Origin of the sequence: Candidatus Methylolitoribacter marinus, from assembly GCF_051853155.1 — a bacterium.
Taxonomy (GTDB): Bacteria; Pseudomonadota; Gammaproteobacteria; order Burkholderiales; family Methylophilaceae; genus BACL14.
In genome coordinates, this window is record NZ_CP124221.1 from 251,611 (window position 1) to 278,523 (window position 26,913).

At 33.6% G+C, this 26,913-nt stretch carries 32 protein-coding genes and 4 tRNA genes; 6 read left to right on the forward strand and 30 right to left on the reverse strand.

Annotation, left to right across the window (positions count from 1 at the left end):
• The first annotated feature begins 48 nt into the window (after nucleotides 1–48).
• Both ffh and QFA95_RS01275 read left to right on the forward strand, forming a co-directional pair.
• On the forward strand, nucleotides 49–1,404 hold the full coding sequence (gene ffh / locus QFA95_RS01270; protein ID WP_486463039.1) for a signal recognition particle protein: 1,356 nt from the start codon (nucleotides 49–51) through the stop codon (nucleotides 1,402–1,404).
• Nucleotides 1,405–1,465: 61 nt separating this feature from the next.
• Nucleotides 1,466–1,541 (forward strand) — tRNA-Lys (locus QFA95_RS01275).
• A gap of 6 nt (nucleotides 1,542–1,547) precedes the next feature.
• On the opposite strand, the gene QFA95_RS01280 is transcribed toward QFA95_RS01275, so the two are convergent.
• The 3 genes from QFA95_RS01280 to modA are packed head-to-tail and all read right to left on the reverse strand — an operon-like array spanning nucleotide 1,548 to nucleotide 3,591.
• Nucleotides 1,548–2,123 (reverse strand): ATP-binding cassette domain-containing protein, encoded by a 576-nt coding sequence (locus QFA95_RS01280; RefSeq protein WP_486463040.1) that lies wholly within the window; start codon nucleotides 2,121–2,123, stop codon nucleotides 1,548–1,550.
• Between the two features lie 50 nt (nucleotides 2,124–2,173).
• On the reverse strand, nucleotides 2,174–2,842 hold the full coding sequence (modB, locus tag QFA95_RS01285) for a molybdate ABC transporter permease subunit (protein WP_486463041.1): 669 nt from the start codon (nucleotides 2,840–2,842) through the stop codon (nucleotides 2,174–2,176).
• Nucleotides 2,842–3,591: a molybdate ABC transporter substrate-binding protein gene (gene modA, locus QFA95_RS01290; protein ID WP_486463042.1), complete on the reverse strand. Its 750-nt coding sequence runs from the start codon at nucleotides 3,589–3,591 to the stop codon at nucleotides 2,842–2,844. Before modA ends, modB begins: the two co-directional genes overlap by 1 nt.
• Nucleotides 3,592–3,597: 6 nt before the next feature.
• Between modA and QFA95_RS01295 the strand changes: the two genes are divergently transcribed.
• The gene (locus QFA95_RS01295) at nucleotides 3,598–4,593 is read left to right on the forward strand and encodes a trypsin-like peptidase domain-containing protein (protein WP_486463043.1); all 996 of its coding nucleotides are present in this window, start codon (nucleotides 3,598–3,600) and stop codon (nucleotides 4,591–4,593) included.
• A 3-nt stretch (nucleotides 4,594–4,596) separates the two neighbouring features.
• Here the strand turns inward: QFA95_RS01295 and QFA95_RS01300 are convergent.
• The 13 genes from QFA95_RS01300 to mog all read right to left on the reverse strand — a co-directional run bounded on the left by QFA95_RS01300 (nucleotide 4,597) and on the right by mog (nucleotide 14,391).
• Nucleotides 4,597–4,673 (reverse strand) — tRNA-Arg (locus QFA95_RS01300).
• A gap of 13 nt (nucleotides 4,674–4,686) precedes the next feature.
• Nucleotides 4,687–4,763: transfer RNA gene (locus tag QFA95_RS01305), tRNA-Arg, on the reverse strand.
• Nucleotides 4,764–4,799: 36 nt separating this feature from the next.
• On the reverse strand, nucleotides 4,800–5,891 hold the full coding sequence (locus QFA95_RS01310) for a hypothetical protein (protein WP_486463044.1): 1,092 nt from the start codon (nucleotides 5,889–5,891) through the stop codon (nucleotides 4,800–4,802).
• Nucleotides 5,891–6,400, reverse strand: a complete 510-nt coding sequence (locus QFA95_RS01315; protein WP_486463045.1) for a DUF1993 domain-containing protein — start codon at nucleotides 6,398–6,400, stop codon at nucleotides 5,891–5,893. Before QFA95_RS01315 ends, QFA95_RS01310 begins: the two co-directional genes overlap by 1 nt.
• 15 nt (nucleotides 6,401–6,415) lie before the next feature.
• Nucleotides 6,416–6,509: transfer RNA gene (locus tag QFA95_RS01320), tRNA-Ser, on the reverse strand.
• 44 nt (nucleotides 6,510–6,553) lie between these two features.
• Nucleotides 6,554–7,774: an aspartate kinase gene (locus QFA95_RS01325; protein WP_486463046.1), complete on the reverse strand. Its 1,221-nt coding sequence runs from the start codon at nucleotides 7,772–7,774 to the stop codon at nucleotides 6,554–6,556.
• The gene (alaS, locus tag QFA95_RS01330; RefSeq protein WP_486463047.1) at nucleotides 7,771–10,392 is read right to left on the reverse strand and encodes an alanine--tRNA ligase; all 2,622 of its coding nucleotides are present in this window, start codon (nucleotides 10,390–10,392) and stop codon (nucleotides 7,771–7,773) included. Before alaS ends, QFA95_RS01325 begins: the two co-directional genes overlap by 4 nt.
• A complete protein-coding gene (locus QFA95_RS01335; protein WP_486463048.1) occupies nucleotides 10,389–10,850 on the reverse strand; it encodes a regulatory protein RecX in 462 nt (153 codons plus the stop codon). The genes alaS and QFA95_RS01335 overlap by 4 nt, the downstream gene beginning before the upstream one ends.
• On the reverse strand, nucleotides 10,834–11,886 hold the full coding sequence (gene recA / locus QFA95_RS01340) for a recombinase RecA (RefSeq protein ID WP_486463049.1): 1,053 nt from the start codon (nucleotides 11,884–11,886) through the stop codon (nucleotides 10,834–10,836). The genes QFA95_RS01335 and recA overlap by 17 nt, the downstream gene beginning before the upstream one ends.
• A gap of 44 nt (nucleotides 11,887–11,930) precedes the next feature.
• Nucleotides 11,931–12,419 carry a CinA family protein gene (locus QFA95_RS01345; protein WP_486463050.1) on the reverse strand — a complete coding sequence of 163 codons (489 nt, stop codon included), beginning with the start codon at nucleotides 12,417–12,419 and terminating at the stop codon, nucleotides 11,931–11,933.
• Entirely contained in the window at nucleotides 12,409–12,879 is a 471-nt protein-coding gene (locus tag QFA95_RS01350; RefSeq protein WP_486463051.1) for a phosphatidylglycerophosphatase A family protein, read from the reverse strand. The genes QFA95_RS01345 and QFA95_RS01350 overlap by 11 nt, the downstream gene beginning before the upstream one ends.
• Entirely contained in the window at nucleotides 12,872–13,822 is a 951-nt protein-coding gene (gene thiL, locus QFA95_RS01355; RefSeq protein ID WP_486463052.1) for a thiamine-phosphate kinase, read from the reverse strand. The genes QFA95_RS01350 and thiL overlap by 8 nt, the downstream gene beginning before the upstream one ends.
• Entirely contained in the window at nucleotides 13,819–14,391 is a 573-nt protein-coding gene (gene mog / locus QFA95_RS01360; RefSeq protein WP_486463053.1) for a molybdopterin adenylyltransferase, read from the reverse strand. The genes thiL and mog overlap by 4 nt, the downstream gene beginning before the upstream one ends.
• A gap of 39 nt (nucleotides 14,392–14,430) precedes the next feature.
• Here mog and QFA95_RS01365 point away from each other — a divergent pair, with 39 nt between their 5' ends.
• Nucleotides 14,431–15,165: a PDZ domain-containing protein gene (locus QFA95_RS01365; RefSeq protein ID WP_486463054.1), complete on the forward strand. Its 735-nt coding sequence runs from the start codon at nucleotides 14,431–14,433 to the stop codon at nucleotides 15,163–15,165.
• On the opposite strand, the gene yjgA is transcribed toward QFA95_RS01365, so the two are convergent.
• Nucleotides 15,149–15,643 carry a ribosome biogenesis factor YjgA gene (gene yjgA / locus QFA95_RS01370; protein WP_486463055.1) on the reverse strand — a complete coding sequence of 165 codons (495 nt, stop codon included), beginning with the start codon at nucleotides 15,641–15,643 and terminating at the stop codon, nucleotides 15,149–15,151. The genes QFA95_RS01365 and yjgA overlap by 17 nt on opposite strands.
• Before the next feature lie 40 nt (nucleotides 15,644–15,683).
• Between yjgA and QFA95_RS01375 the strand changes: the two genes are divergently transcribed.
• Nucleotides 15,684–17,024, forward strand: a complete 1,341-nt coding sequence (locus QFA95_RS01375; RefSeq protein ID WP_486463056.1) for a TldD/PmbA family protein — start codon at nucleotides 15,684–15,686, stop codon at nucleotides 17,022–17,024.
• Nucleotides 17,025–17,040: 16 nt separating this feature from the next.
• Here the strand turns inward: QFA95_RS01375 and QFA95_RS01380 are convergent, their stop codons facing one another.
• The 11 genes from QFA95_RS01380 to QFA95_RS01430 all read right to left on the reverse strand — a co-directional run bounded on the left by QFA95_RS01380 (nucleotide 17,041) and on the right by QFA95_RS01430 (nucleotide 24,922).
• Nucleotides 17,041–17,817, reverse strand: a complete 777-nt coding sequence (locus QFA95_RS01380) for an MlaA family lipoprotein (RefSeq protein WP_486463057.1) — start codon at nucleotides 17,815–17,817, stop codon at nucleotides 17,041–17,043.
• 79 nt (nucleotides 17,818–17,896) lie between these two features.
• Entirely contained in the window at nucleotides 17,897–19,318 is a 1,422-nt protein-coding gene (locus QFA95_RS01385; RefSeq protein ID WP_486463058.1) for a cryptochrome/photolyase family protein, read from the reverse strand.
• Nucleotides 19,311–19,775, reverse strand: a complete 465-nt coding sequence (locus QFA95_RS01390) for a 23S rRNA (pseudouridine(1915)-N(3))-methyltransferase RlmH (protein WP_486463059.1) — start codon at nucleotides 19,773–19,775, stop codon at nucleotides 19,311–19,313. The genes QFA95_RS01385 and QFA95_RS01390 overlap by 8 nt, the downstream gene beginning before the upstream one ends.
• The gene (gene rsfS / locus QFA95_RS01395) at nucleotides 19,776–20,099 is read right to left on the reverse strand and encodes a ribosome silencing factor (protein WP_486463060.1); all 324 of its coding nucleotides are present in this window, start codon (nucleotides 20,097–20,099) and stop codon (nucleotides 19,776–19,778) included.
• A gap of 3 nt (nucleotides 20,100–20,102) precedes the next feature.
• Complete coding sequence (panD, locus tag QFA95_RS01400) at nucleotides 20,103–20,483, reverse strand: aspartate 1-decarboxylase (protein ID WP_486463061.1); 381 nt, start codon at nucleotides 20,481–20,483, stop codon at nucleotides 20,103–20,105.
• Between the two features lie 52 nt (nucleotides 20,484–20,535).
• The gene (gene panC / locus QFA95_RS01405) at nucleotides 20,536–21,363 is read right to left on the reverse strand and encodes a pantoate--beta-alanine ligase (RefSeq protein WP_486463062.1); all 828 of its coding nucleotides are present in this window, start codon (nucleotides 21,361–21,363) and stop codon (nucleotides 20,536–20,538) included.
• Nucleotides 21,360–22,058 (reverse strand): 3-methyl-2-oxobutanoate hydroxymethyltransferase, encoded by a 699-nt coding sequence (locus QFA95_RS01410; RefSeq protein WP_486463063.1) that lies wholly within the window; start codon nucleotides 22,056–22,058, stop codon nucleotides 21,360–21,362. Before QFA95_RS01410 ends, panC begins: the two co-directional genes overlap by 4 nt.
• Before the next feature lie 4 nt (nucleotides 22,059–22,062).
• Nucleotides 22,063–22,713, reverse strand: coding sequence for a deoxynucleoside kinase (locus tag QFA95_RS01415; protein WP_486463064.1), 651 nt, complete (start codon nucleotides 22,711–22,713; stop codon nucleotides 22,063–22,065).
• Nucleotides 22,697–23,188, reverse strand: coding sequence for a 2-amino-4-hydroxy-6-hydroxymethyldihydropteridine diphosphokinase (gene folK, locus QFA95_RS01420; protein ID WP_486463065.1), 492 nt, complete (start codon nucleotides 23,186–23,188; stop codon nucleotides 22,697–22,699). The genes QFA95_RS01415 and folK overlap by 17 nt, the downstream gene beginning before the upstream one ends.
• 1 nt (nucleotide 23,189) lies before the next feature.
• Nucleotides 23,190–24,395 (reverse strand): polynucleotide adenylyltransferase PcnB, encoded by a 1,206-nt coding sequence (gene pcnB, locus QFA95_RS01425; RefSeq protein WP_486463066.1) that lies wholly within the window; start codon nucleotides 24,393–24,395, stop codon nucleotides 23,190–23,192.
• Nucleotides 24,380–24,922 (reverse strand): cob(I)yrinic acid a,c-diamide adenosyltransferase, encoded by a 543-nt coding sequence (locus QFA95_RS01430; protein WP_486463067.1) that lies wholly within the window; start codon nucleotides 24,920–24,922, stop codon nucleotides 24,380–24,382. Before QFA95_RS01430 ends, pcnB begins: the two co-directional genes overlap by 16 nt.
• A 40-nt stretch (nucleotides 24,923–24,962) precedes the next feature.
• On the opposite strand from QFA95_RS01430, the gene murI reads away from it, so the two are divergent.
• Nucleotides 24,963–25,766, forward strand: coding sequence for a glutamate racemase (murI, locus tag QFA95_RS01435; protein ID WP_486463068.1), 804 nt, complete (start codon nucleotides 24,963–24,965; stop codon nucleotides 25,764–25,766).
• On the opposite strand, the gene QFA95_RS01440 is transcribed toward murI, so the two are convergent.
• Together QFA95_RS01440 and QFA95_RS01445 are read right to left on the reverse strand one after the other, a co-directional pair.
• Nucleotides 25,759–25,929 (reverse strand): zinc-finger domain-containing protein, encoded by a 171-nt coding sequence (locus tag QFA95_RS01440; RefSeq protein ID WP_486463069.1) that lies wholly within the window; start codon nucleotides 25,927–25,929, stop codon nucleotides 25,759–25,761. The two genes, murI and QFA95_RS01440, sit on opposite strands and share 8 nt — an antisense overlap.
• A complete protein-coding gene (locus QFA95_RS01445; RefSeq protein ID WP_486463070.1) occupies nucleotides 25,922–26,854 on the reverse strand; it encodes a branched-chain amino acid transaminase in 933 nt (310 codons plus the stop codon). The genes QFA95_RS01440 and QFA95_RS01445 overlap by 8 nt, the downstream gene beginning before the upstream one ends.
• Nucleotides 26,855–26,913: the final 59 nt, after the last annotated feature.

The window sequence follows — 26,913 nt, forward strand, 5'->3', positions numbered from 1 at the left end:
TTCTTAATGATTTACAATAATTAATTATATTATAGGTTAAAAAATATTATGTTAGAAAATTTAACAGATAAGCTGCAATCAGTTGTTAGAAAAATTTCTGGCCAATCAAGATTCACTGAAGAAAATATAAGCGATGCAATGAGAGAAGTAAGGATCGCTTTAATTGAAGCTGATGTAGCAATTCCAGTTGTTAAATTTTTTATTGATCAGGTAAAAGAAAAAGTCATCGGTAAAGAAGTACTTAAAACAGTGTCACCAGGGGACGCTATTGTTAAGATCGTTCAAGATGAATTAACAAACCTAATGGGGCCTGAGAATGTTCCCTTGAACCTAGAAAAAAAACCACCCTCGGTAATCTTGATGGCAGGCTTGCAAGGTTCTGGTAAAACAACTACATCAGCAAAATTAGCAAAACTTTTAAAAGAGCAAAAAAAGAAAGTAATGCTTGTCAGCGCTGATGTTTACCGACCTGCAGCGATAGACCAATTAAAAACATTAGCAGCAAGTATTGATGTTGAGTGCTTCGATTCCACTGAAAAAGATAAACCGATCAAAATAGCTGAAAAATCAATTGATTATGCAAAAAAACATTTCTTTGATGTTGTCATCTTTGATACAGCCGGAAGAACAGCGATTGATGAAAAAATGATGAAAGAAATCCAAGTATTACATAAAGAATTAAAGCCAGCCGAAACACTTTTTGTTGTCGATTCTATGCAGGGTCAAGATGCAGTAAATACTGCGAGTGCTTTTAATGATGCCCTTGAGTTAACCGGGATTGTTCTCACAAAAATTGACGGAGATTCAAGAGGAGGTGCGGCGTTATCTGCAAAACATATTATTGGTAAACCAATTAAATTTGTTGGTGTGAATGAGAAGATCAATGGTATTGAGCCTTTTTATCCTGATCGATTAGCATCAAGAATCTTGGGCATGGGGGATATTGTTGGCTTGGTTGAAGAAGCTCAAAAAAACGTTGACCAAAAAGAGGCTCAAAAATTAGCTGAAAAAGTTAAATCAGGAAAAAATTTCGATTTAGAAGACTTTAAAAATCAAATTGTTCAGATGAAAAAAATGGGTGGTGTGGGCGCTATGATGGATAAGATGCCATCTCAACTCATGGGGCAGGCTCAGCAGAAAATTAACCCAGAAGATGGAGACAAGTCTTTAATGCAAATTGAGGCAATCATCAACTCAATGACTCCGCTTGAGAGAAAAGAACCTGATTTAATCAAGGCAAAAAGAAAACAAAGGATTGCCAATGGGTCTGGTACCAGGGTGCAAGACATTAATCGTTTATTAACACAGTATGAGCAAATGCGAAAAATGATGAAAATGTTTTCTAAGGGCGGCTTATCAAAGATGATGAGAGGGCTCGCCGGAAAATTCCCTGGAATGAGGTAAAAATTCCTTTTGTTTATTGACCAATTAAACGATCTAGTCCATAATTGCGTGTTTGATTCATGGGGTGTTAGCTCAGTTGGTAGAGCAGCGGACTTTTAATCCGTTGGTCGCGAGTTCGAATCTCGCACACCCTACCACTTTATTTATTCAGCCACCACAATTCCTTTTTCTTTTTTAATCTTGATAATTTCTGCTGAATATTTTTTCGCATCAGATAGCTGATGACTTATTAAAAACGTAACAATTTGATTTTCAATAATGTGGTGATGAAGTTTTTTTATTAATTGATCACGATATTCTTTATCAATTGCGTGAAAAGACTCATCAATAAGTAAAATGCTTGGATTTTTTACGAGCGCCCTGGCGATAGACACTTTTTGAGACTCTCCACCAGATAGACTTTTAATATTTTTATCCAGTAATTCATGAATATCCATGAGATCAATGATCTTGTTGAAGTTGTTTTGTTTTAAGGCCCCAAAAGTAATATTGTCTTTGACATTCAAATGGGAAAATAATCTTAAATCTTGAAATACATAGCCTACATTTCTTAATTGGGGTGCAATATTGATATTCTTACTCGCATCGAAAAATCTTCTCCCAGCAATATCAATTAAGCCGTATTGAGGCTGTTTTAGTCCTGCAATCATCTTCAGGATGGTTGTTTTACCAACACCAGAGTGTCCATATAAAAAAACAATTTGTGATTTCGTTTTCACTTTGATTTGCATCGACAAGCTCGGATTTTGATATGTAAAATCTAAATAAATCATTTATTAAGCCGGTTACTTATCATTAATGCTGCCATGGAGATAAAAACACTTATCCCAACTAATCGAATAACTATTAGATTAGCATCAGGGTCTTGAAGGGAAGAGTAAATAGCAAGTGGGAGTGTTTGTGTTTCACCAAAAATATTTCCAGCAAAAGTAATGGTAGCACCAAACTCCCCAAGACTTCTGCTGAAGCTTAAAATAAAACCAGCAATAATTCCATTCTTACTCAAAGGAATAATAATTTTTTTTAAAATTTTTATTTTATTAGCACCTAATGTTTGTGCTGCTTCGATAATTTTGGGATCAATTTCAGAAATCGATTGACGAATGGATCTTACAAAAAGGGGAAACCCCATGACTGATGAGGCAATCATTGCTGCAATCCATGAAAAAGAAATCCTTATATTAAATGTAGAAAAAAAAATATCACCAACCAACCCATTCTTTCCAAAAATAATTAATAGAAAAAAACCAATTACGACAGGTGGCAATACCAAAGGAAGATGAATAAGGCCGTCAATCAAAGATTTCCCAGTAAAATTTTTTGTAGCTAATAGATAAGCCATTATAAATGAAGGAAAAAAAGTAATGATTGATGAAATTGATGCAACTTTTATCGAGAGTAAAAGAACAGTGATTTCATAATCAGATAAGGCAATCATCAGTTAATTATAAACCCATGATTTCTTAATTTACTTAAAACATTTGGTTGCTGAAGATAATTCACAAAATGCTTAGTTTGTTTATTATTTTTCAGAATACCAATTTCATAAGCAATATCAGAGTATAAATTTAATGGAATACTTTGGATATCAATATTTTTATCAAAATTAAAGGTATCGCTTGAGTAGGTAACAGCATAATCACATTCTTTGATTGATAAGTAATACCTTACCGATACTGCATCTTTCAAAAAAATAATTTGATTTTTAGGTATGTTTAGCTTCAAGGCATTAATCGCCTCAACACTATATATTCCAAGAGGAGCATTCTTTGGATCCGCAAGACAAAATCTTTCATTTTGATTCAGGGTAAAATTCTCTATCGATTTAATAGAACCTATTAATGAAAGCGAGTTAGAAATCCAGAGATGCCTTTCTTTAATTTTCTGATGTTTTTCTAAATAATCCACCCATTTTTTATTCGCTGAAATAAAAATATCGTAGGGCGCATCTCTTATAATTTGTTGGGCAATATTTCCAGAAGCACCCATCCCCACTTTCAATTTCAGATTGCTCTGTATTTCATAATCACGAATGATCTCTTTCATAACATTGTGAAGGCTTGAGGCATAGCCAATGATGATGTCTTCATTTGCCTTTATTGATTCTGAAAAAAGAATAAAAAATGCAAAAATTATTTTTAAATAATTATTAAAGATAATTGAATTTAATGATTTATGGATAATCATAAAAATATGAATAAAATTTTATTTTTAATTGTAACTTTATTATCTCCCTTTTTGGTTTTTGCTTACCCAGCTCAATATGAGCTTTTTGAACTGAATAAATCCATGATCCAATTATGGGTCAGTTATGAGAAGGGTGTTACTGGAACAGGATCGGGCGTTGTGATTAAAAAAAATCACGTGGCAACTGATTGTCATGTTTTTCAGAATGCGACTGGTGTGAATGTTGTTAAATATCATGATACCTACAGCCCTATAGGGGTTTATGCGGACTGGGAACATGATATATGTGTTCTTAAGTTTGATAACCTTCCCCTTGAACCAGTGCAGGTCCGTCAGAGCGAATCTATCCAGTACGAAGAAGAAGTATTTACCTTAACCTTTCCAAATGACAATCCAGTTCCATTACCATCATATGGTAAGGTAAAAGCTCTTTACAACTTTGACAAAGGTTCAATAATTCGAACCTCTGCTACATTCACTGTTGGCTCAAGTGGCGGAGCTTTATTTGATAATGATTTTAATTTGATTGGCATTACAACTTTTAAGAGCCCAGGAAAACGATTAGGTTATTTTTATTGTTTACCCACTGAATGGATAGATAAAGTTATGCAAACAAAAATCCTTACTGATATTAGGAGTGAAACAGCCCCTTTTTGGGCCTTGCCGGATGAGCAGAAGCCATTTTTTATGCAAGTGGTTTTACCTCTTCAAGATTCTAATTGGGATGAAGTGAAAAGAATTGCTAAGATGTGGACTCAGTCTGAAGATGATAGCACCAATGCATGGTTTTATTTAGGTTTAGCGGAGAAAGAATTTAATCGAGATTTTGCTAAGCTTTTTTTAAATAAATCTATCTCTTTAAATCCAAGAAATTTAGATGCTCTTGAAGTGCTATATAAATTATCCTCTGAAGAGGATGATGGTGAAGCAATTAAAAAGTATAAATCTATGATTGAATCTGTTGATCCAGATTATTTTGTAGATTACGACAGCCAAGTCTAATATTGGCGCGCCCGAAGAGATTCGAACTCCTGACCACTTGGTTCGAAGCCAAGTACTCTATCCAGCTGAGCTACGGGCGCAGATAGATTTAAATGGCGCGCCCGAAGAGATTCGAACTCCTGACCCCTTGGTTCGTAGCCAAGTACTCTATCCAGCTGAGCTACGGGCGCGTCACCGCTATTATATCCCTAATTTAGTTGTTTTAACTAGTTGCTTGAGACAGGGAGTGTCAAAATTGGCCCAGACTTTTCAATCTGTCCTGATTGGAGAGCTGCAATTTGATTGAGTAGCATAAGGGTGTATTTACTTTGCATATCATTGTCTTTGATATAGAACCAATTGCCGCGATATTCAACTGCTATAGTTGCCTGTTCGGGTGGTTTTTTTGAGGTATGAACTGTAAATAGATCATTCAGCACATCTTGCCAATCAAAGTCTTCCCCATTTTGATTCTTAGTGACAGTTACCCGACCTTCCTTAATATCATCTGCAGGAATTGTAACTCCATGTGATAAGAAAAATAAAATACCTGCTAGAGATCTAGATTCAATTTGAATGTTGTCATTTGATGAAGCATCAAAATAATTTGGGGTGATAGGGATAATATTATTTTTAACATTAATATTGAGTTCAGATAAAAACATTTCTACTTCAGTATCGTTGATATGATCTTTTTTAATTAACAGGGCTAAGTCACCTGGATTTCCATCAAGTTGATATCCCAAGGTAATCTTTGATGTTTTTTGTAGCTGTCTGAAATTTTTAGCAATTTTATTAAACGTAATATAATCTGGAGAGTTTGTTGGTGTTGGCCCAGAAGCTTCGGAAGCATTATTAATATGATTAATTTTATTAACAGTTAGGCGAAGAATTCTCTCCAAACTCCATCCAGATCGAGCCAAAAGCAGAATGACCTGATGATCAATTGGTGTGAGTACATTTTTTACAAAATCTGCACCAGATAGAGGTGAATAAGAAATAGTGGGTTTTTCAATATATTCGGTGTTTCCACGAATTCCAATATTATTTTTTCCTACCGCATCACTTTCAAAGATGGAGCCATCTAAACCAAAACCTTCTTTCCAATTAAACGACGTGGACACACTATTCACTTTTAGAAAAGCAGGATTGTCTGCATACCTTAAACGAACAAGATTTAATAAAATTTCTTCATCGTCAGTTTGTGCAAGTACTTTATTATATTCATTTCTTCCTGCTTTCATAAAGTCTGGACCGAATTGACTGCAGCTGGAAAGTAGAAGAGATGTGATTAGAAAAAAGAAAATTTTTTGCAACATCAAAATTTACCTGTAAAGTCCCATTTACCTAAATTAACACCATTCATTCTTAAAATATTGTAGGTGGTGGTCATATGGAAGAAAAAATGAGGAATAATCCAGCGTTTTAAATAATCTTCACCATTCTTAAAAGTAAATTTTTTATCTCGTATAAAAAATTCGATGTATTTGTTTTCAGAGCCGGCCATATGTGCAGGTTTAATTTTTTTTAAAAAGTTTATTGTTTTAGTAATGCGACTTTGAAGTTGTTTGATTGTTCTTTCATTATCTGCATAACTAGGTGCATTTTTTTCTGCCAACCTCCCAATACCTTTTCTTACCATGTCTGTTCCAATTTGAATTTGGCGAGACAAGGGATACATATCAGCAATTAATCGACTGTTAACATAGACTGTTGAGTCAATTTTTCTTTTATCTGCAAATCGCTGAGCTTTATTGAGAATTTTAGATAGATTTTCAAGCATATTAATTAGCATTGGTACTGATAATTCATACATTGGTACTTGCATACTTTACCCTTTATATGGCGGAGAGCGAGGGATTCGAACCCTCGATACAGGCTTAAACCCGTATGCTTCCTTAGCAGGGAAGTGCCTTCGACCACTCGGCCAGCTCTCCTTGTTCTAAAAGGCTATTCTAAATGAAAATCTTAAACTTCCCAATTATTGATCTAAATTAAATGCTTTATGAAGGGATTGAACAGCCATATCTAATAGACCTTCCTCGATAAGGATAGATATCTTTATTTCGCTAGTAGAAATTGTACTGATATTAATCCCTTCTTCAGAAAGGGTTCTAAACATTTGGCTAGCCACTCCAACATGAGATTTCATGCCTACTCCAACTAAAGAAAGTTTTGCAATGTTAGGATCCCCAATAATTTGTTTAGCCTTTAAATGACTTTTCAAGCCCTCAAGAATTTCGATAGTTTTATCTAACTCATTCTTGTTTACAGTAAATGTAAAATCATTTTCACCATCATGACCAATATTTTGAATAATCATATCCACATCAATATTTTGCTCAGCAATTGGACCTAGGATTTGATAGGCTAGCCCGGGGGTATCGGGAATCCCCTGAACAGTTACTTTGGCTTCGTCTCGATTAAAAGCAATTCCTGAAATAATTGGATCTTCCATTTTATGATCTTCCTCATAAGTAATAATTGTTCCATCACCATTTTTTTCAAAACTTGATAAAACTCTTAATTTAACTTTATATTTCCCAGCAAACTCAACAGAGCGAATTTGTAAAACCTTAGAGCCTAAGCTGGCTAGTTCTAACATCTCCTCAAAGGTGACAGACTTAAGCTTTCTTGCGGTTGAAACAACCCTAGGATCTGTTGTATAAATTCCATTCACATCAGTATATATTTGACACTCATCTGCCTTAAGGGCTGCAGCAATAGCAACTGCAGTAGTATCTGATCCACCTCTGCCTAATGTGGTGATATTTCCATTTTCGTCTGCCCCTTGAAAACCAGCAATGACTAAAACATAGCCATCTGCTAAATCTTTTTGGATGTTTTCGGTTCCAATATTAATAATTCTTGCTTTGGAGTGCGCATTGTCAGTGAGAATTTTCACTTGTGATCCTGTGTAGCTTTTAGCTTTAATTCCTCTTTCCTGAATTGCGAGGGCAGTGAGACCTATAGTCACCTGCTCACCTGTTGAGACTATAACGTCAGATTCTCTCGGGCTTGGTTTTTTACTAATATCTTTAATTAATTGCAGAAGCTTATTCGTTTCTCCTGACATTGCTGATACGACAACAACTACTTGATGGCCGTCATCAACAAATTTTTTGACGCGATCAGCAACCGCATTTATTCTTTCAGGATTGGCAACTGATGTGCCACCATATTTTTGTACAATCAAGCTCATGAATTTAATAGTTTTTTAATCTTTATTAAGGCCTCTGGCAGATCATCGATGTTTTGACCTCCAGCCATAGCCATATCTGGCTTACCTCCTCCATTACCACCAAGCATATTTGCAAGTTGGCCGGCTATTTTACCAGCATGGAATTGATTTGTGATATCTTTTGTGACCCCAACAGCGATATTAATCTTACCTTGATTGACTGTGGCCAAGATGACGATACCAGACACAATATGATTTTTTAAATCATCTATCAAAATTCTCAGTTGTGGTATCTCAATACTATCAATACTTGTTGAAAGAATTTTCGTTCCATCAATCACTTCAATTTGATCTAAAAGTTCACTCTTAGAAGCATTGGTAATTTTTTGTTTTAATTGTGCAATAGTTTTTTCTTGATTTTTTACTTGCTCAATCACCTGCTTTATTTTTTCGGCAACATCATCTTTTGTCGTTTTTAACTCTTTAGCAGTTGCATCCAATAGCTGACTTTGTTTTTCAATAATTTGAATTAAGCTCATCCCAGTTGTTGCTTCAATCCTTCTCACACCTGATGATATTCCGCTTTCATTCAAAATTTTAAAGAGTCCAATATCTCCAGTTGCATTAACGTGGGTGCCTCCACAGAGCTCTTTACTATTACCAATTGTCAAGACTCGCACTTCATCATCATACTTTTCTCCAAAAAGCATCATAGCCCCACTTTTTTTTGCTACATCTAAAGCCATTACTTCAGCAGAGGTTGGGTTATTTTGAAGTATTTCATTGTTTACAATTTGTTCAACTTGTTGAATTTCTACTTCACTGAGTGCACTAGAGTGTGAAAAATCAAAACGCGTTCTTAATTCATTCACTAAAGAACCTTTTTGTTCAACATGATTACCCAATACGGTTTTTAAAGCTTTGTGAAGTAAATGGGTGGCTGAGTGATTTCTCTTGATTGAATCTCTTCTAACATGATCTACCTGACATAAAACAGGATCTTTTATCTTTAATTGTCCGCGAGTTAATTCACCGATATGAAGAATTACACCATTAGGTAATTTTTGAGTGTCATGAACAATAAACTCGGCTTGATCATTAAAAATCTTTCCAATATCGCCTACTTGTCCACCTGATTCAGGATAAAATGGCGATTCTTTCACTACTAAATTACATAGGCTATTTGCCGACACTTCATCTACAGGTTCATTGTTTAGAATAATTGATTCAATTTTGGAAAATTCTTCATTGTGTGTGTATGCCAAAAATTTTGTTGGATCGGTATCAATCACGATCGACTCTTTTGCTTTAAATTGGGAAGCATTCTTGGCTTTATTTTTTTGTTCAGCCATATCTTGATCAAAACCAACTAGATCAATAGTAAGTTCATGTTCTCGACAAATATCTGCTGTTAAATCGATTGGAAATCCAAACGTATCATGAAGTTTAAAAGCGATTGAGCCATTAAAAATAGTCGATTTGTTTTTTTTGTTAAGTTTGATCTCATGCTCAAGGATATTCATTCCATTGGCAATAGTTTCAAAAAACTTTTCCTCTTCTTGAAGGGTCGTTTTTTCAATTTTCTTTATATTAATTAAAAGCTCTGGATAGGCGGCATTCATATGTTTTGCGACACTATTAAGAATAGGAATTAAAAAAGATTGATTTGCACCTAGCTTATAACCATGACGTATTGCACGTCTTAAAATTCTCCTTAAGACATAGCCTCTTCCATCATTAGACGGCTGAACGCCGTCATTGATAAGAAAAGCAATTGATCTAATATGATCCGCAATTACTTTTAAAGATGGATGTGATAAATCCTGACATTTCAGAGTTTGAGCAGTGTCTTGAATTAAATTTTGAAACAAATCAATTTCATAATTTGAATGAACGGATTGTAATACGGCCGATATTCTTTCAAGACCCATTCCGGTGTCCACGGAAGGTTTTGGTAATTCTTCCATTTTGCCATTTTCAGTCCTATTGAATTGCATAAAGACTAAATTCCAGATTTCAATAAAACGATCACCATCCTCATTTTCACTACCTGGAGGACCACCTGGAATATCTGCACCATGATCATAAAATATTTCACTGCATGGCCCACATGGCCCGGTATCACCCATCATCCAAAAATTATCAGAAATATATTTTTCAGACTTATCTGCAATCTTAATAATTTTTTCAGCAGGAAGCTTTATAACATCTTTCCATATATCATATGCCTCAATATCTTCATGATAAACAGTTACTAATAGTTTTTCAGCGGGAATTTGAAATCTCTCAGTTAATAATTCCCATGCATACTGAATCGCTTCCAATTTAAAGTAATCACCAAAACTAAAGTTACCAAGCATTTCGAAAAAAGTGTGATGTCTTGCTGTGTAGCCGACATTTTCTAAATCATTATGTTTGCCTCCGGCGCGAACGCATTTTTGGCTAGATGTTGCAGTTGTGTATTTTGACTTTTTATATCCAAGGAAATAATCTTTAAATTGATTCATACCAGCATTGGCAAACAATAATGTCGGATCATCTCTTGGAACTAAGCTGCTTGAAGGAACAACAGTGTGTCCTTTTTCCTTAAAAAAATCTAGAAATATTTCTCGTATTTCGTTACTGGTTAATGATTTCATTTGATAATTTTTTTTATAGTATCGAAACTAAAACCTCTATTTTGCATAAATTTAATCTGTTTATTTTTTTCATTTAAATCTGATGGTAGCGATGTGTATTTTTTCTTCCATACCAATCTTGCAGACTCGTATTCTTCGTCCCTTAAGGCATCAACAAATTCCTCAATCAAAAAATCATCAATTTCTTTTTGTTTTAACTCATAGCTTATTTTCTGTAGGCCAAATTTTCTTTTTTTTGAGTTAACAAATGATTCACAAAATCGATAATCTGATTGTAGGCCTTTTGTTTTGAGTTCTTCGACAATTTGATAACAGCTGTCTAAATTCAAATCTAATTCATCAGTAGCAAAAGATTTAATTTTATTTATCAACTCAACAAAGCCATATTCTCTTTTAGCAAGATAGTAAAGAGCCCTGTTTTTTAATCTTTTGAGGGGATCATTAGCTTGCATCTTCATCAATTGCATCTTCATCAGCTTGATTTTCAACAATCATTTTTGAATTTGCAAGATTTGCGTTAGATCTGATTTGATCTTCAAGGCTCTTTGAAATATCTGGATTTTGCTTTAAAAACTCTCGAACATTATCTTTACCTTGACCAATTTTCTCACCATTATGGCTGTACCAAGCGCCGGCTTTTTCGATCAATTTTAATTGAACACCTTGTTCAATGATTTCACCTTCCAGAGATATACCCTCGCCATACATCACATCAAATTCTGCTTGGCGGAAAGGAGGAGCAACCTTATTCTTAACTACTTTTACACGAGTTTCGGCTCCAACGACTTCATCACCTTTTTTAATTGCACCAATCCTTCTGATATCGAGCCTAACGGATGAGTAAAACTTCAAAGCATTACCACCTGTGGTAGTTTCAGGATTTCCAAACATAACCCCGATCTTCATTCGAATTTGGTTAATAAAAATTACCAAGGTGTTAGTCTTTTTGATATTTCCAGTAAGCTTTCTTAAGGCTTGTGACATCAATCTTGCCTGTAAACCCATATGAGAATCTCCCATATCACCTTCAATTTCTGCTCGGGGTGTCAATGCTGCAACTGAATCAACTACCACCACATCAACTGAACCACTTCTAACAAGCATGTCTGTAATTTCCAAGGCTTGTTCTCCAGTGTCAGGCTGGGAAATAAGAAGGTCGGTAAGATTTACACCTAGTTTGGCAGCATACTGTGTGTCAAGAGCGTGTTCTGCATCAATAAAAGCAGCCGTACCTCCTGCTTTTTGTGCAGCGGCAATAACCGATAAGGTTAGAGATGTTTTTCCGGATGATTCAGGCCCATAAATTTCTACAACCCTTCCTTTTGGAAGACCGCCGATACCTAGGGCTATATCTAAACCTAAAGACCCTGTAGAAATTGCTTCAATGGATTCATCAATTTCAGTTCCATCCATTTTCATTACAGAGCCTTTACCAAATTGTTTTTCAATTTGGGCCATTGCGGCTTCAAGCGCTTTTTGTTTATTTTCATCCATTATTTTTATACCCTAAGATTTAGTTTATTTGACTTGTAATTATTTCATATTTGACCATTAAAAGTAAGTTTATCGAGTTCATCAATAATAAAATTTACCGTCTGTTCTCTAATGGATGATCTATTTCCAGATAGCTCTAATTTATAGTCTTTTAATACTCTTTCCTTAAATGCAAAACAAATAAAAACAGTACCTAAAGGCTTTTCAGTTGACCCTCCGTTTGGCCCAGCGATACCTGTAATTGAAATAGAAAACACTGCACTAGAGTTTTTTTGTGCTCCAATAGCCATTTCTTGAGCAACCTCTTGGCTCACAGCGCCACATTCTGTTAACGATTCTTTTTTTACCCCTAATAGTCTGATCTTAGATTCATTACTGTAGGTTATTAATCCACAGTCAAACCAGGCTGAACTTCCGGATTCATCAGTAATTTTTTTTGCTAATAAACCACCGGTACATGATTCAGCGACACAAAGATGAAAATTATTATCAATAAATTTTTTTGCAATATTTTGAAGCTTGCTAGAGGACATATGAAGCAACCATTTGTGTAATTACTAATGCAAAAAGTGCTGCCCCAAAGTCATCTGCAATTACTCCAATTGCACCCGGTAATTCCTCTAACTTACTGATTGGCCATGGTTTTAAAATATCAAAAAAACGAAAAAGAATGAAACTGATTAGGTAGAGTAAATAATTATTTGGTAGAAGAATGAGAACAATTAAATAGGCGATAATTTCATCTATTACAACACATGATGGATCTTTTATTTTTAATGACTGGAGAGTATTTTTTACACTAATGTAGCTGACTAAAAGGAGGATAAAAAATATCAATATTTGTATTTCTAGATTGAGTTGATAAAGAAATATAAAGTAAATAAAAGTAATTAAAGTCCCAAAAGTACCTGTTCCTTTTTTTATCAAACCAGCACCAAATCCTAGTGCAATAAAATGCCAAATGTTACTAAATAAAAATTTTAAGTTAACCAAAGTGAGTAAATCCTTCCTTGCTTAATTTAATTTTTTTACCATGAAGTGAATATTCAATTTTTTTATCCTTAGTTATTTTTCCTATCATGGCACCCTTAAGGGAGTGTTTCTTTAGTAAATTTTGAATTTTATTATGATGTTTATGTGGGACAGTCATTAAAATTTGGTAATCCTCACCACCACACATTGCGAGTTCATATTGATTATTTTCCTTAAACCATTTATGCATAGGAATTTCGTTAATCTCTATTTTGGCTCCAACAGAACTGCTGTTCAGTATATGTTGTAAGTCTCCAGCCAAACCATCAGATAAATCAATCGCTGAATTGATCAGTGATTTCGTTTCTTGAATGAATTTTAGAGGGGGTTGCGGTTTGAGGAATTCTTCTTGGGATCTTTTTTTTAAGCAGTTTGAAATAGATTCCTTGTACTTAGGCAACAGGGAATGTTGATTAAAATGTAATGCTGCATAACCAACCTCATTAGTCACCCAAATTTCATCCTCTGGAATTGCCCCACTTCTTTTTAAAACATTCTTAGAGGATACATTTCCCATAATCGCAATTGAAATTGACGTGGATCCTTTATTCGTGTCACCACCAATGATTTCAATATTATATTTTTTGGCACAAGCCTTAATCCCTTTGGTGAATTTTCCAATCCAATTTACATCAAGATTTTTTAGGGAAATTGAAAGTAGGGCATAGCGAGGTTGACCACCCATTGAGACAATGTCCGAGACATTGACAGCAAGTGACTTCCACCCCAAATAATATGGATCAGAATCTTCAGTAAAATGATGACCAATATTTAAAGTATCCATAGAGATCGCCATAAATTCATTTTTATTAAACGGGATAAGGGCGGCATCGTCACCAATGCCTAATAATGCATGGTTGCTTGTGAAATTAAAATATTTTTTTATTAAATCGAATTCATTCATTTTTTTGGCCTAAAAGCCTTAACGATATTGTCATTTGTTTTAATGACCGGACCTCCAATGAGCTCTATGCAGTATGGCACAGCAGCAAATATTCCTGGAACTGTTGTTTCATTATTTTTATTTTTCAAACCTTCAAGAGTCTCTTTGATTGCTTTTGGTTGTCCAGGGAGGTTGATAATCAGAGCCTTATTTCTTATTACAGCAATTTGCCTGGACAGGATAGCAGTTGGTACAAAATTAAGGCTAATTTGTCTCATTTGCTCACCAAACCCTGGCATAATTTTATCCGCAACAGACTCGGTAGCATCTGGTGTCACGTCTCTTTGGGCTGGACCAGTTCCGCCAGTAGTAAGAATTAAATGACACTGATCAATATCTGCTAAATCAATTAATGTTGACTTAATAAGTTCAAAATCATCCGGGATAAGTTTTTCTAAAAAAATAATTTCATCAACAATCGCTTGTTGGCACCACTCTTTTAAATGAGGCAAACCCAAATCCTCATACTCACCTTTTGTTGCTCGGTCACTAATTGAAACTAAACCAATCTTAATGAATTTTTTTCCCATATATAAGTCTGTAGATAATAAATATTTAAAGAAGAGATCATGAAAAAATACATAATTGCCCTACTCACATTTCTTATTTTACCAAATCTTCATGCCGAGAATATGTTTGAAAAAAATTTTCAACAACAAGGAGATAAAAACCTTAAATCACTTAACGCAAATGCTAAGACTGAAATTTACCGTGGTTGGGATAAAGATAAAGACAATATCATGATGTTGGAAGAGGGGTATGACTTGATGGGTTTTTCATCTTTTGCTGGGACATATGTGCCGCCTGCGGAAGCATTAGTGTTCGGAGAGAAAATTAAGGCAGATACTGTATTAGTTTATGATCGCCAAATTAATGAAGCAACCAGAGCTACGGCAATCAAAAGAGCCAGAGAAAATATTAAAAAGAAAAAATTAGATGATGAAGGAAAAATTGAAGAAATTATTATTGATGAAAATGATCTCGCCGATTCAGACGCCATGTTTGATTTCTATGTATCCTACTGGGCAAAATTACCTCAACCTTTATTTGGAACGCATTTAATTAGTTTTTCTCAAGATGACGAAAGATATGAAGATGGTGGTTTGTTTGTTGTAGCTGTAATCAAAGACTCTGCAGCAGCAAATTCAGGAATCGAAAGAAAAGATCGAATCATGAGTATAAATGGCGTGATACTAAATGAACCAAATGAATTTATTAAAGAGCTAATAAAGAACAAAGGCAGTATTGTAGAAATTGCTTTCATGCGAAATGGCAACTTAAATAATATCAAGGTGCAGATCTAAGCTTTTTTATATCATCAAGAATAATCCGATAAAGATTTCTGTAATTTTTACTTTTTTTATTAGATTCATATTCTCTGCGAGCAGCATTAATTGTTTGATTCAAATTAGTTAAGTCAGGTTTGAATTCATCGATGTATTCAGCCAGTGTTGTTTGATCATTAACGAGTTTATCTCTCCATAGCTCTGCCTCATGTTCAAATTTGATTTGAAGTCTTAAGGAGCCTTTTAAAGTCTCCATTTCTTTGGTCACATGGGTTAGATCGAAGTCTCGTAATAATTTTCCTAAAAATTGAGCCTGCCTTCGTTTAGCGCTATTTTTTTTTATCTCTTTGTAGAAAATAATAGCTTCTTTTATTTCATCACTTAGTGATAGCTCTTTTATTTTATGATTTGCAAGATTAGATATTTCAATACCAAAATGCTGTATGTCATCAGCTTCTTTTTTTAATTGAGTTTTACTTTTTATTGAATCTTCCATATGATAACGGGCAATATTATTAGTTAGTTTTAGGATTTTTATGCATAACGAAATTCTCGGTTATACCGAAGAAAAACTAAAAAATCTCTGTGAAGATATTATAACGCAGTCCAAGAAACAAGGCGTTGAATCTGCCGAGGTAGATATAAGTATCTCATCCGGTAAAAATTTAACTGTTCGCAATGAAGATATTGAAACGTTTGAGATTAATAATGATAAAAATATCTCGTTAACCCTCTATCTAAATGGAAGAAAAAGTGTTGTTTCGTCTTCTGATTTTTCAAAAAAAACCATTCAACATCTAATTGATAATTCACTCAATATGCTCAAAGTCACTGAACAAGATCCATATTTTGGTATCGTTGAACAAGATTTGCATCCAAAACAAACAAGGTCTGTGGATATTTTTTATCCACAGGAATTAAGCTTTGATGAAATGTTACAGGTTGCAAAACAAGCCGAGTCAGCTGCTAAATCTTATGATGAGCAAATTACCAATTCTGAAGGGGCCAGCATAAACTATAGCTCTTCAATATTTATGTATGCAAATTCTAATAAATTCTTTGGCGGTTTTCCTGGCTCAAGATATTCGCTTTATTGTTCTGTGATAGGGTCAAAAGGTCAAACAATGCAAAGAAGTTATGATTATTCAAATGTCAGAGATTTTCAAGACCTTAAAAACCCAATTCAGCTTGGCGAGGAAGCTGCAAAAAATACGATTGATCGCTTAAACGTTAAAAAAATTAAGACTGGAAACTATCCAATTATTTTTCATAATACTATTTCTGATTCTTTAATAAATCCAATTCTATCTGCAATATCAGGGAGAAATTTGTATCGACAAAACTCTTTTTTACTTGATACTGTTGGAACAAAAATAGCATCTGATGGATTAACTATTAGAGAACAACCACTATTGCCTAAAGGCCATGCTTCGACTTACTTTGATGATGAAGGGGTAGAGGTTTTTGATAACACTCTTATTGATCGGGGTGAATTAAAGCATTATTTATTATCAAGTTACTCAGCAAAAAAATTGAATCTTTCAACCACTGGAAATGCAGGGGGTACTCACAATTTGATATTTGAGCATCACAACATCTCTCTTGCCCAAATGATTAAAGATATAAAAAAAGGGTTTCTTATTACAGAGTTGCTTGGACATGGGGTGAATATGGTCAATGGCGATTTTTCTCGGGGCGCAGCTGGGCTTTATATTGAAAATGGTGAGATTCAGCATGCTGTTGAAGAAATTACCATCGCAGGAAATTTAAAGGATATGGCGATGGATATTACTAGTATCGCAGATGATATAAATTCTAATAGCTCTAAATATATTGGCTCAGTATTGATTGAGAAGATGGCTGTTGGGGCAAGCTAAGAGATTATTAGATTAATTAGTTTGATGTAGGTGCTGATGAAACTAATTCTTCTTGAGTAAAAGGCTCAAATCCGTCAGATAGTAAATTCTCATCTTCATAATTGACGGATCCATTAGAATCCTTCACAAGGTTGTCACGATATTGAAGATAGGCATCACGTTGGAATGCATATGGATCAATTGATGCTTCTTCAAGGATATCCGATGCATTAAGTAGTTCAGTTCTGGCATCAATAAATTGACTCAGTCTAACTTGGTTTCTAGTTCTAACATCACTGATATAACTAATTGGATCAAAATACAGGGTATCTGCGACCAAACCAAAACCATCTCTAATTGTCGATGGTCCAAAAAATGGAATAACAATGTAGGCACCCGAACCCACACCCCAGTGTCCAAGTGTTTGTCCAAAATCTTCTTTTCGTCTTTCTCCACCAGTCATTGTATGCACATCAATGAAGCCCAAAATACCAATCGTGGAATTAATAGCAACTCGACTTGCATCATTAAGAGCATGTTTGACTTTAAACTGGAGAAGGTCATTAACAACCGTCACTATATCTCTAATATTATTAAAGAAATTATTTATTCCCTTCACAACAAAAGATGGAGCTATGGCTTTATAGCCTTTAGCTACGGGTTTGGCTACAGTGTCATCAAAAGCAGTATTAAATTTATAAATTCCACGATTCATAGTTTCCAATGGATCAGGATTATTAGTTGAAGCACAACCTCCCAAAACCAGGATTAATACCAATAAGGTGAAATTTTTAAGGATATTTATGAAGTTCATTAGGCATATTATCTAATAATTCGTATATAAAGTCTTCGAAGATTTTAGAAAAAAACATAAAGTAGAGAAAATATTTAGACTAATGTTGTTTTTTTGCAACAGCATTGATGTGCTCAAACATTTTTAGTGCTTTTTGTCTTTGGATAGCGTGGTCAATAATTGGTTTAGGATAATCCTTAGGCGCAAATTTAGAATGAGGTTCATGAATATTTTTTTTATCAAACGCACTTAATTCTGGGATGTATTTTTTAATAAATTTACCATCACTATCAAATTTTTGTGATTGGAGTATTGGGTTGAAAATTCTAAACCATGGCTGAGCATCACAACCAACTGAGGCTGCCCATTGCCAACCACCATTATTTGCCGAAAAATCAAAGTCAATTAACTTCTCTTTAAAATACTCTTCACCCCATCTCCAATCAATCAAAAGATCTTTTGTTAAGAAAGAGGCTACGATCATTCTCAACCGATTATGCATATATCCTGTTGTATTTAATTGTCGCATGGCTGCATCAACTATTGGAAAACCTGTTCTGCCTTGCTTCCACGATTCAAAAAAGGACTCATTATTTTCATATTGCAAATTATCGTATTGTTGTTTAAAGGAGCGACCATCTTGCACATGTGAAAAATTAACAATGATTTGAAAATAAAAATCACGCCAAATCAATTCGTTTAACCATGACTTTGAACCAGGCGTTACATAATTTTTTAAACAAATATTCGCTATTTCCCTGATTGAAATAGTTCCAAATCTGTTATGAACAGAGAGGTATGACACACCTTTAATCGCAGGAAAATTTCTTGTTTGATCATAATGCTCAAGCCTATCTTGAAATTCATTAATTTGTGACTGAATACCTTGATTAGTTGTAGCGATCTGAAAAGATGAAATATTTGAACTTTCAAAGCCAATGTCATTGAGTGTTAGCATTTTATCAATGGTAAATTTTTCAAAATTGATATCATCTAGTTTGTATGTATTTATTCCAGAGCCACTAGCAAGTAACTTTTCAAGGTGGTTATTTCTGTAAGGAGAAAATACAGAATAATGAGTATTATTTTTTGTCACAATTTCATCTGCTTCAAATAAGACCTGGTCTTTAAAAGATTCGAATTTTTTATTCAATCCGGATAATTTTTTTTGGACCGCATCATCACGATTTACACCATATTTTTCATAATCTCTATTCACAAAAACAGCATCGGCATTGATTGATTTAGCTAGTTTTGGTATCTCATGGATAGGGTCACCATGTACTATCCAAATGTCAGAATTATGTTGTTTTAAAGTTTGTTTGATATCTTGTAATATTTGATGAATGAAATCGACTCTCTGATCTTCTTTATTTTTTAGTTTACTTAAAACATTTGTATCGAAAACAAAGCAAATACTAATAGAGTTTGATTGAGAGGCTGCATTAAATAACGCAGTATTGTCATGCAGGCGAAGGTCTCTTCGAAGCCATACTAATGATTTTGAAAACGGTTTATTCACGATGGTAGGGGAGATTATTGATAATAGAATAAGACCTATAAATTTGTTCAATCAAAAAGACTTTGACTAACTGATGAGGTAAAGTTAAATGAGATAAACTCATTACTAAGTTACTTTTTTCAAGGATTCCCTGATCTAGGCCATCAGCGCCACCAATAATAAAATTTATATTTGAATGATTTAACATGATTTTTTCAACTTGTTGTGACAACTCAACAGATGAAAAAGTTTGTCCTTTTTCATCTAAGCTTACGATAAAAGCATTACTATCGATTTTGGAAAGAATATTTTGTGACTCAAGCTCTTTCTTGATTTTAATATTCTTATCTTTCAATTTTAATTGAAGGTTGAGCCACTCAACCTTTGAGTATGCAGAGATCTTTTGTGTGTATGATTCGATTAATTGATTTATATCTTTTTGTGGTTGTGAACCAATGCTGATTATTTTGATAATCAATTACGATTGCCAAAGTTCTTCAAGATTAAAATAAGCTCTAGTGGTTGGCAGCATGATGTGAACAAGAACTTCGTTGAGGTCCACTAAAACCCATTCTCCGTCTACTTCTCCTTCGATATTTGCAACACTTTTACCAATTTCTTTAAGAGTATCTTTTAAATGTCTAGCTAATGCCTTGGTTTGTCTATTTGAATTGGCTGAAGCAATGATCATGTAATCTGCGATAGATGTTTTTTTTCTAACATCAATCACAGTAATATCAAAAGCTTTAATATCCTCTAAAGAGTTAATTATGAATTGATTTAATTTTGTTCCTGAAATCAAATTTTAGGCAGCTTGAATGTCGATGGAATTTTTCGTGATGGTAATGTTATTTTTACTATCCACATAAACCAATGAAGGGGAATATTTCTCTAATTCAATTTCATTGTAATCTGCATATGTCGCAATAATTAGCATATCACCAGGGTTGGCTTTATGGGCAGCTGCTCCATTTATTGAAATGATACCTGACCCCTGTTCAGCGGAGATTGCATAGGTTGTAAATCTTTCTCCATTGGTAATATTGTAAATTGCAATTTGTTCATACTCATTGATATTTGCTTCTTTGAGTAAATTAATATCAATCGCACATGAACCTTCATATTCCAATTCAGAGTGAGTAACGGTTACTCGATGTAACTTTGATTTCAACATTCTTCTTAACATAAAGTTAAAACACCAAATAATTTGTAATTCGCTATTATAAACTCAGATATATTTAGATGCAAAATTCAATATTGTCAATTAAGCGGACCTTCCCTAAATATGCAGCAACGAGTGCAACTAGTTTCTTTTCATTACAAGTCGGTATAAATAAAGTTTTCTGTGAACGTATCGTCACATATTCTACCTTCCAGCCATTTTTCTCTAATTCACTAGCCACTTTTTTTTCTATCGAGCTAAGACTGGAAATTTTTTTTAAGTTTGTTTTGATATACGTAAGTTGTTGATAAAGCATTGGGGCAATAAGCAGATGTTTTTTTGCAATCAATGAGTTTCTAGAGCTCATAGCAAGTCCCGATTGTTCTCGTTTAGTATTGACTGATAAAACTTTAATGGGGTAACAAAATTCATTTAAAAATTTTTTTACAATAAACAATTGTTGATAATCTTTTTTCCCCATTATCAAGTAACTGGGTCGAATAATATTGCAAAAACGAGCTATGATACTGATAACGCCCTCAAAATGACCAGGTCTATTTTTGTCACATAAACCATGCTGCATTTTTTTTAAATCGAAGGTGATAAAGTTATTGATCGTGTTCATTTGTTTTTTATTGGGAACAAAAACAATGTCAACATTTTCTTTTTGTAATTTTATAAGATCTTCTTTAAGGGTTCTTGGGTAAGAATTATAGTCTGCTGCACTATTAAATTGTATTTCATTAACAAAAATGGATACCAGAACTAGTTTATTCAGATTGCGTGCTTTGCGAACTAAAGCTAAGTGACCATCATGTAAATTACCCATGGTTGGTATAAAAGCAATCTCTTTTTTTTGTAAAATACAATTACCCAGCTCTTGAATACTTTTAATAGTCTTCATGAGTTTTTTTGGAAAAAATTAATTAGTTGTTTAAAAACTGTACTTTGTTGATTGATATTAATTTTTATTTCATCACCTTTTAATAAACCAAGCGCAGCATACATTACATCAACTTTTCCGTTGCAGAAGTTCGTATTTTTGTAACCAACTATTGGTATAGAAATATTTTCTGAGACTTTTTTATTTGATGCATTGGACATTTTTGAAAGGACAATCAGTTTTGCTCCTGAGCATTCATGTTCTCTTGCTATTCTGGCATATTCAGCAGGTGTTTTTTTTGTTGAATATTTTTGTGGTGTGATGCCTATATGAGTACAAATATCTATATTTTTTTTTGTTAATGTAGCAACCAGTTGACTAATTTCATCATGACCTTCTATTTTTATTATATTTGCGCCATATTTAATTAGTTTTTTTGCGTGAGATATGGCCAGTTGATTATTTATTAATGAGTGTGATGGAAGGTCAGCAATGATAGGCAATGACGTTACTTTTTTTATAATTTTTAGAACCTCTATTAAATTTTTTAAATTTACATCAGTGGTATTTTTATAACCTAAATTGAGAATCCCTATGGAATCCCCAACTAAAATGGCATCACATCCAATCAGGTTTGCCATAGTTGCAGATGTTGCATCATAACAACTCATGATTTTTAAAAAATTATTTTTTTTAACCTTTAGTTTATTAATCATGCCTTTAGATTATTTGAGGATTAAAAAATTCTCTTGTAGACGATAATTGTTCAATCTTATCTACCAACATTGAAATGGCTGCAGGATCATCAAGAATATCTAGATTTTCGTTATTCACAATTAAAAGTTTTTGATTATATTTAAAGTGAAAAAAATTACTGTAAGCTTCAGCTATTTTTTCTAGGTATTCAGTAGAAATTGTTTTTTCATAATTAATGCTTCGCCTCTCCACCCTTTTTTTTAATAGTTCAACAGGTGTCTGAAGATAAATGACCAAGTCTGGTTTTGGTACTTTAAGCTCAAGAAACTGATAAATTTGTTTATAAAGCTTTAACTCTTCTTCAGCTAGGTTGAGTTGAGCAAAAATTGGATCTTTATAAATAAAAAAATCTGCCACTGTGCCTTTGTGAAAGAAATCATTTTGTTTTATATCATTTATTTGTTCAGCTCGTTGAAAAAGAAAAAATAATTGAGTAGGAAGAGCATATTGAGCCATATTTTTGTAAAACTTTGGTAAAAAAGGATTTTGATCAGCTTTTTCTTTAATGAAATTGGAGCCAAAGTTTTCACTGAGCATTCTAGATAAAGTAGATTTACCAGAGCCTATTGGACCTTCAACCACAATATATGGATATCTTTTAAAGGGATTTATCATTTAATTTATTAATATTTTTTATGTCAAGTTTACCTAAAAATTCTTCGAGGTTGTTTATTTTGGGTATTTTTATTAATGGTTCAATCTCAAGCAATGGAATCATTACAAATGCCCTTTCCATCATTCTAGGGTGAGGGATAATTAATTCTTTTTCATTCATGCATAAATCATCAAATAAAAGAATATCGATATCAATGGTTCTGGGTCCATTGAATATTCTTTTAATTCTTTTTTGTTTTTTTTCTATCTCTTGAAAGTGATGCAATAATTCTTTAGGCAATAAATTGGTTTCAATTGATATCACTTGGTTAAGAAAATTTGCTTGATTTAAATAGCCAACTGGAAGAGATTCATATACATTTGATTTTTTTTTTACAGTAGTTTTTTCTAAATTGTTGATTGAATGGATAGCGTCCTTTAATTGCTTTAAAGGATTTGACATGTTGCTGCCTAAGCCTAAATATACCTGATGCATATTACTCTTTAGTTACTAATAATTTTTTTCTTGTTGGTTCACTGGCCTCTTGCCATTTTGTCCACCATTCACCATATTTTTTTTCTTCTTGATCAGAGTTACATCTTAGCAGTAGAAAATCATAGGCAGCTCTAAATCTTGGGTGATTGGAAAGTCTGTACACGGATCTTATTTTGAGTTTTGTAAACCTTGGCTGCAGTCTCCAAATATCTGAAATATATTTTATAAAACGATTATGGATAAAAATGTTTGGATTTGTTTTATTAAAGAAATGTTTAATTTGAGAATCTAATGTTAATTTGGAATCATTTATTTTAAGTGAATGATTAAAAGCGTCCCATAAAATCACAGCCATTAGAAAACCCGGGTTGACAGTCTTGCCTTCCTTGACCCTTGAGTCTGTATTGTCCATCCCATGAATAAGTAGACTATTTTTATCTAGAGAATGATCAGATAAGAAAGGAAAAAATAAATCAAGCAATTGATATTTTTTTAATACGAAGATACTTCGTTTTGCATGACCTGTTAAAAAAAACTTCATCATCTCATCAAAAATTCTTGAGTAAGGAACATTATCTAATAGTGGGATGTACTTCTTAATATTGCTTAATGTTAATCCCAGATTAAATTCAAGTTTTGCATGAAAGCGAATTGCTCTTAATAACCTAACTGGATCTTCATTTATTCTATCTTCAGGCTCTCCAATAAAATTAATTTTCCTATTTTCAATATCTTTTTTACCATTAAATGGGTCGAACAAATGATCATTAATAGGATCATAAAATATAGCATTCATTGTGAAATCTCGTCTTTGAGCGTCTTCCTCAACTGTGCCGTATGCGTTATCTTGAACCACTCCATTTCTTAGCTTATTGACTTCTGATGGTTTTTTTCTAAATGTAGAAACTTCAATAATTTGCCTATCAATTCTGACATGAACAATCTTGAAGCGCCTGCCTATAATTCTCGAATTTTTAAAAATAGCAGTGACTTGATCTGGATGAGCATTGGTGGCGATATCAAAGTCTTTGGGTTGTATATTAAGTAGTAAATCTCTTATACATCCGCCAACCATGAAGGCTTGAAAGTCATATTGTTGTAATTTTTTTATAACTTCTAATACATAGCTTGGTATTGATTTGTTATTTATAGAATATTGATTAGAAATTTTTTTATGAGAAGAACTTGATGTCAACTGCGCTTCCAAAGGGTATCTGGGACATTATTTTCTTGATTTAGTGTCCTGGCCAGAACAAAAAGGAAGTCTGATAGGCGATTTAAATAATATAGAGAAGAGCTGTTGATAGCCTCAATTTCTTTTAAATTAATACATTTTCTTTCAGCGCGCCGACATACTGTTCTTGCAACGTGAGCAAAAGCAGCCGATTTTGAACCACCAGGCAAAATAAACTCTTTTAATGGTGGAAGTTTTTTATTCATTTCATCTAATTCAATTTCTAAAAAATCGACCCTTTTTAAATCTAATAGTTTATGACTTGGAATAGATAATTCACCACCAATATTAAATAAGTCATGTTGGATTTCAGTTAGTACATTTTTAATTCTCTCAGGAATAACCTCTGTTAGAATTAAACCAATGATGGAATTTAATTCATCAATTGATCCAAGGCACTCGACTCTGATGGAATTTTTTTTAACGCGCTGACCATTGCCTAGAGATGTCTCTCCATCGTCACCAGTTTTTGTATAAATATGTGTTAATCTATCAGCCATAATTTTTGATTGTCCTTTGTATACACATTATATGAAATTTATGGCCCAAGATACACCAGTAATTATTATTTTTGATTCAGGCTTGGGCGGCACATCGATTCTCAAAGAAATAATTTCTTTGAATTTAAGTCAGCAGTTAATTTATGTAGCAGATAATCTCAATCTACCTTATGGTCTTCAAACTAAAGATTTTATTGAAAATAGGGTATGCGAGATATTTTCCAGTTTAAATCAATATTATTCTATTGAAGCCGCAGTCATTGCATGTAATACTGCTACAGCTTATGCTGCAAATGCATTAAGAGATAAGTTTAACTTTCCAATAGTTGCAATGGAACCTGGCATTAAGCCAGCAATCAGTTTAACTACAAATAATAAGATCGGTATTTTGGCGACTGAAGGAACAATCAAAAGCTCAAGATTTATCTCTCTTGTTGATCGATTTACATCAGATCATCATAAAATTTGCATCATACCGGGTGTGGGCTTGGTTGAGGAAATAGAGAATCAATCGACATCTAATAAAAAGTTAGACGCGATTCTATTACCAATAATTAATGAATTGCTTCAAGAAGATGTGGATACATTAGTTTTGGGATGCACACATTACCCACTCATAAAAAATAAATTGCAAAAGTTGCTTCCAGACATACAGATTGTCGATACCACGGAAGCTGTTTTGAAGGTGTTAGCTGGATATATTGATCAGATAAATCCTCAATGTACAAAACAAGATACAAAAGCTATTTTATTGATGATCAGTAAAAATGAAGAAACTTATTTATCTAAGATTAAAAAGCTGACAGGTTTCTCAAAAATAGAGCAAGTAAAGTTTGTTAAATAATCTTATACATTGTTCCACAATAGGGACAATTAACTGTATCTTTGCCATGGTGATCTAAATATACTCTTGGATGAAGAGCCCAAAAGTTAGGATTTTTAGGCGGGCAAAAGACAGGCAGATCTTTTTTATCAACTTCGAATACTTTTTGTTGATTTTTAGACATAGGTGAGCCAGTCACCATATTTTGTATTTTTTCCAGAAACTACATCGAAATATGTTTTTTGAAGAAATTCAGTAACCTCTCCACGAATTCCTTTGCCAATATTGCGTCGATCAAGTGCTCTAATTGGAGTAACTTCAGCAGCTGTGCCAGTAAAAAATGCCTCGTCTGCAGTGTATACCTCATCACGAGTAATATTTTTTTCAATCACTTGTATATTATGAGCTTTGGCAATTGTTATAATTGTGTCTCGTGTGATTCCCTCTAAAGCGGAAGATAGGCTAGGCGTAATTAGATGACCATTTTTTACTAAAAATATATTTTCACCAGAACCCTCAGATACAAAACCTTGTGTATCTAGAAGTAACGCTTCATTATACCCATCATTAATTGCTTCTTGATGAGCCAGAATCGAATTCATATAATTACCATTAGCTTTTGCTTTACACATGGTGACATTCACATGATGGCGAGAAAAAGAAGATGTTTTCACAGCTATTCCTTTTTCTAATGCTTCTTGACCCATGTAAGCTCCCCAGCTCCATGCAGCTACAATCACATGAGTAGAGAGCGTTTTTGCAGATATACCCATACCCTCAGATCCATAAAATGCCATGGGACGAATGTAAGCAGATTTAAGTTTATTTTCTTTCACACTGTCAATTTGAGCTTGATTGATTTCATCTTTTGAGTAGGGCATCGCCATGCTCACAATATGAGCTGAGTTAAATAGACGATTGGTATGTTCTTTTAATCTAAAAATAGCAGTTCCTTTTTCCGCCTCATAAGCTCGAACACCCTCAAAAACACCCAAACCATAGTGCAGCGTGTGCGTGAGAACATGAGTCTGAGCTTCACGCCAAGGAGTCATTTTTTTGTCAAACCAGATTAACCCATCACGATCAGACATTGATTGAATTACTGCCATTTTTTTTCCTAATATTTGTTAGAATGTGATTTTTTAATTAATGAACTACATCAATATAA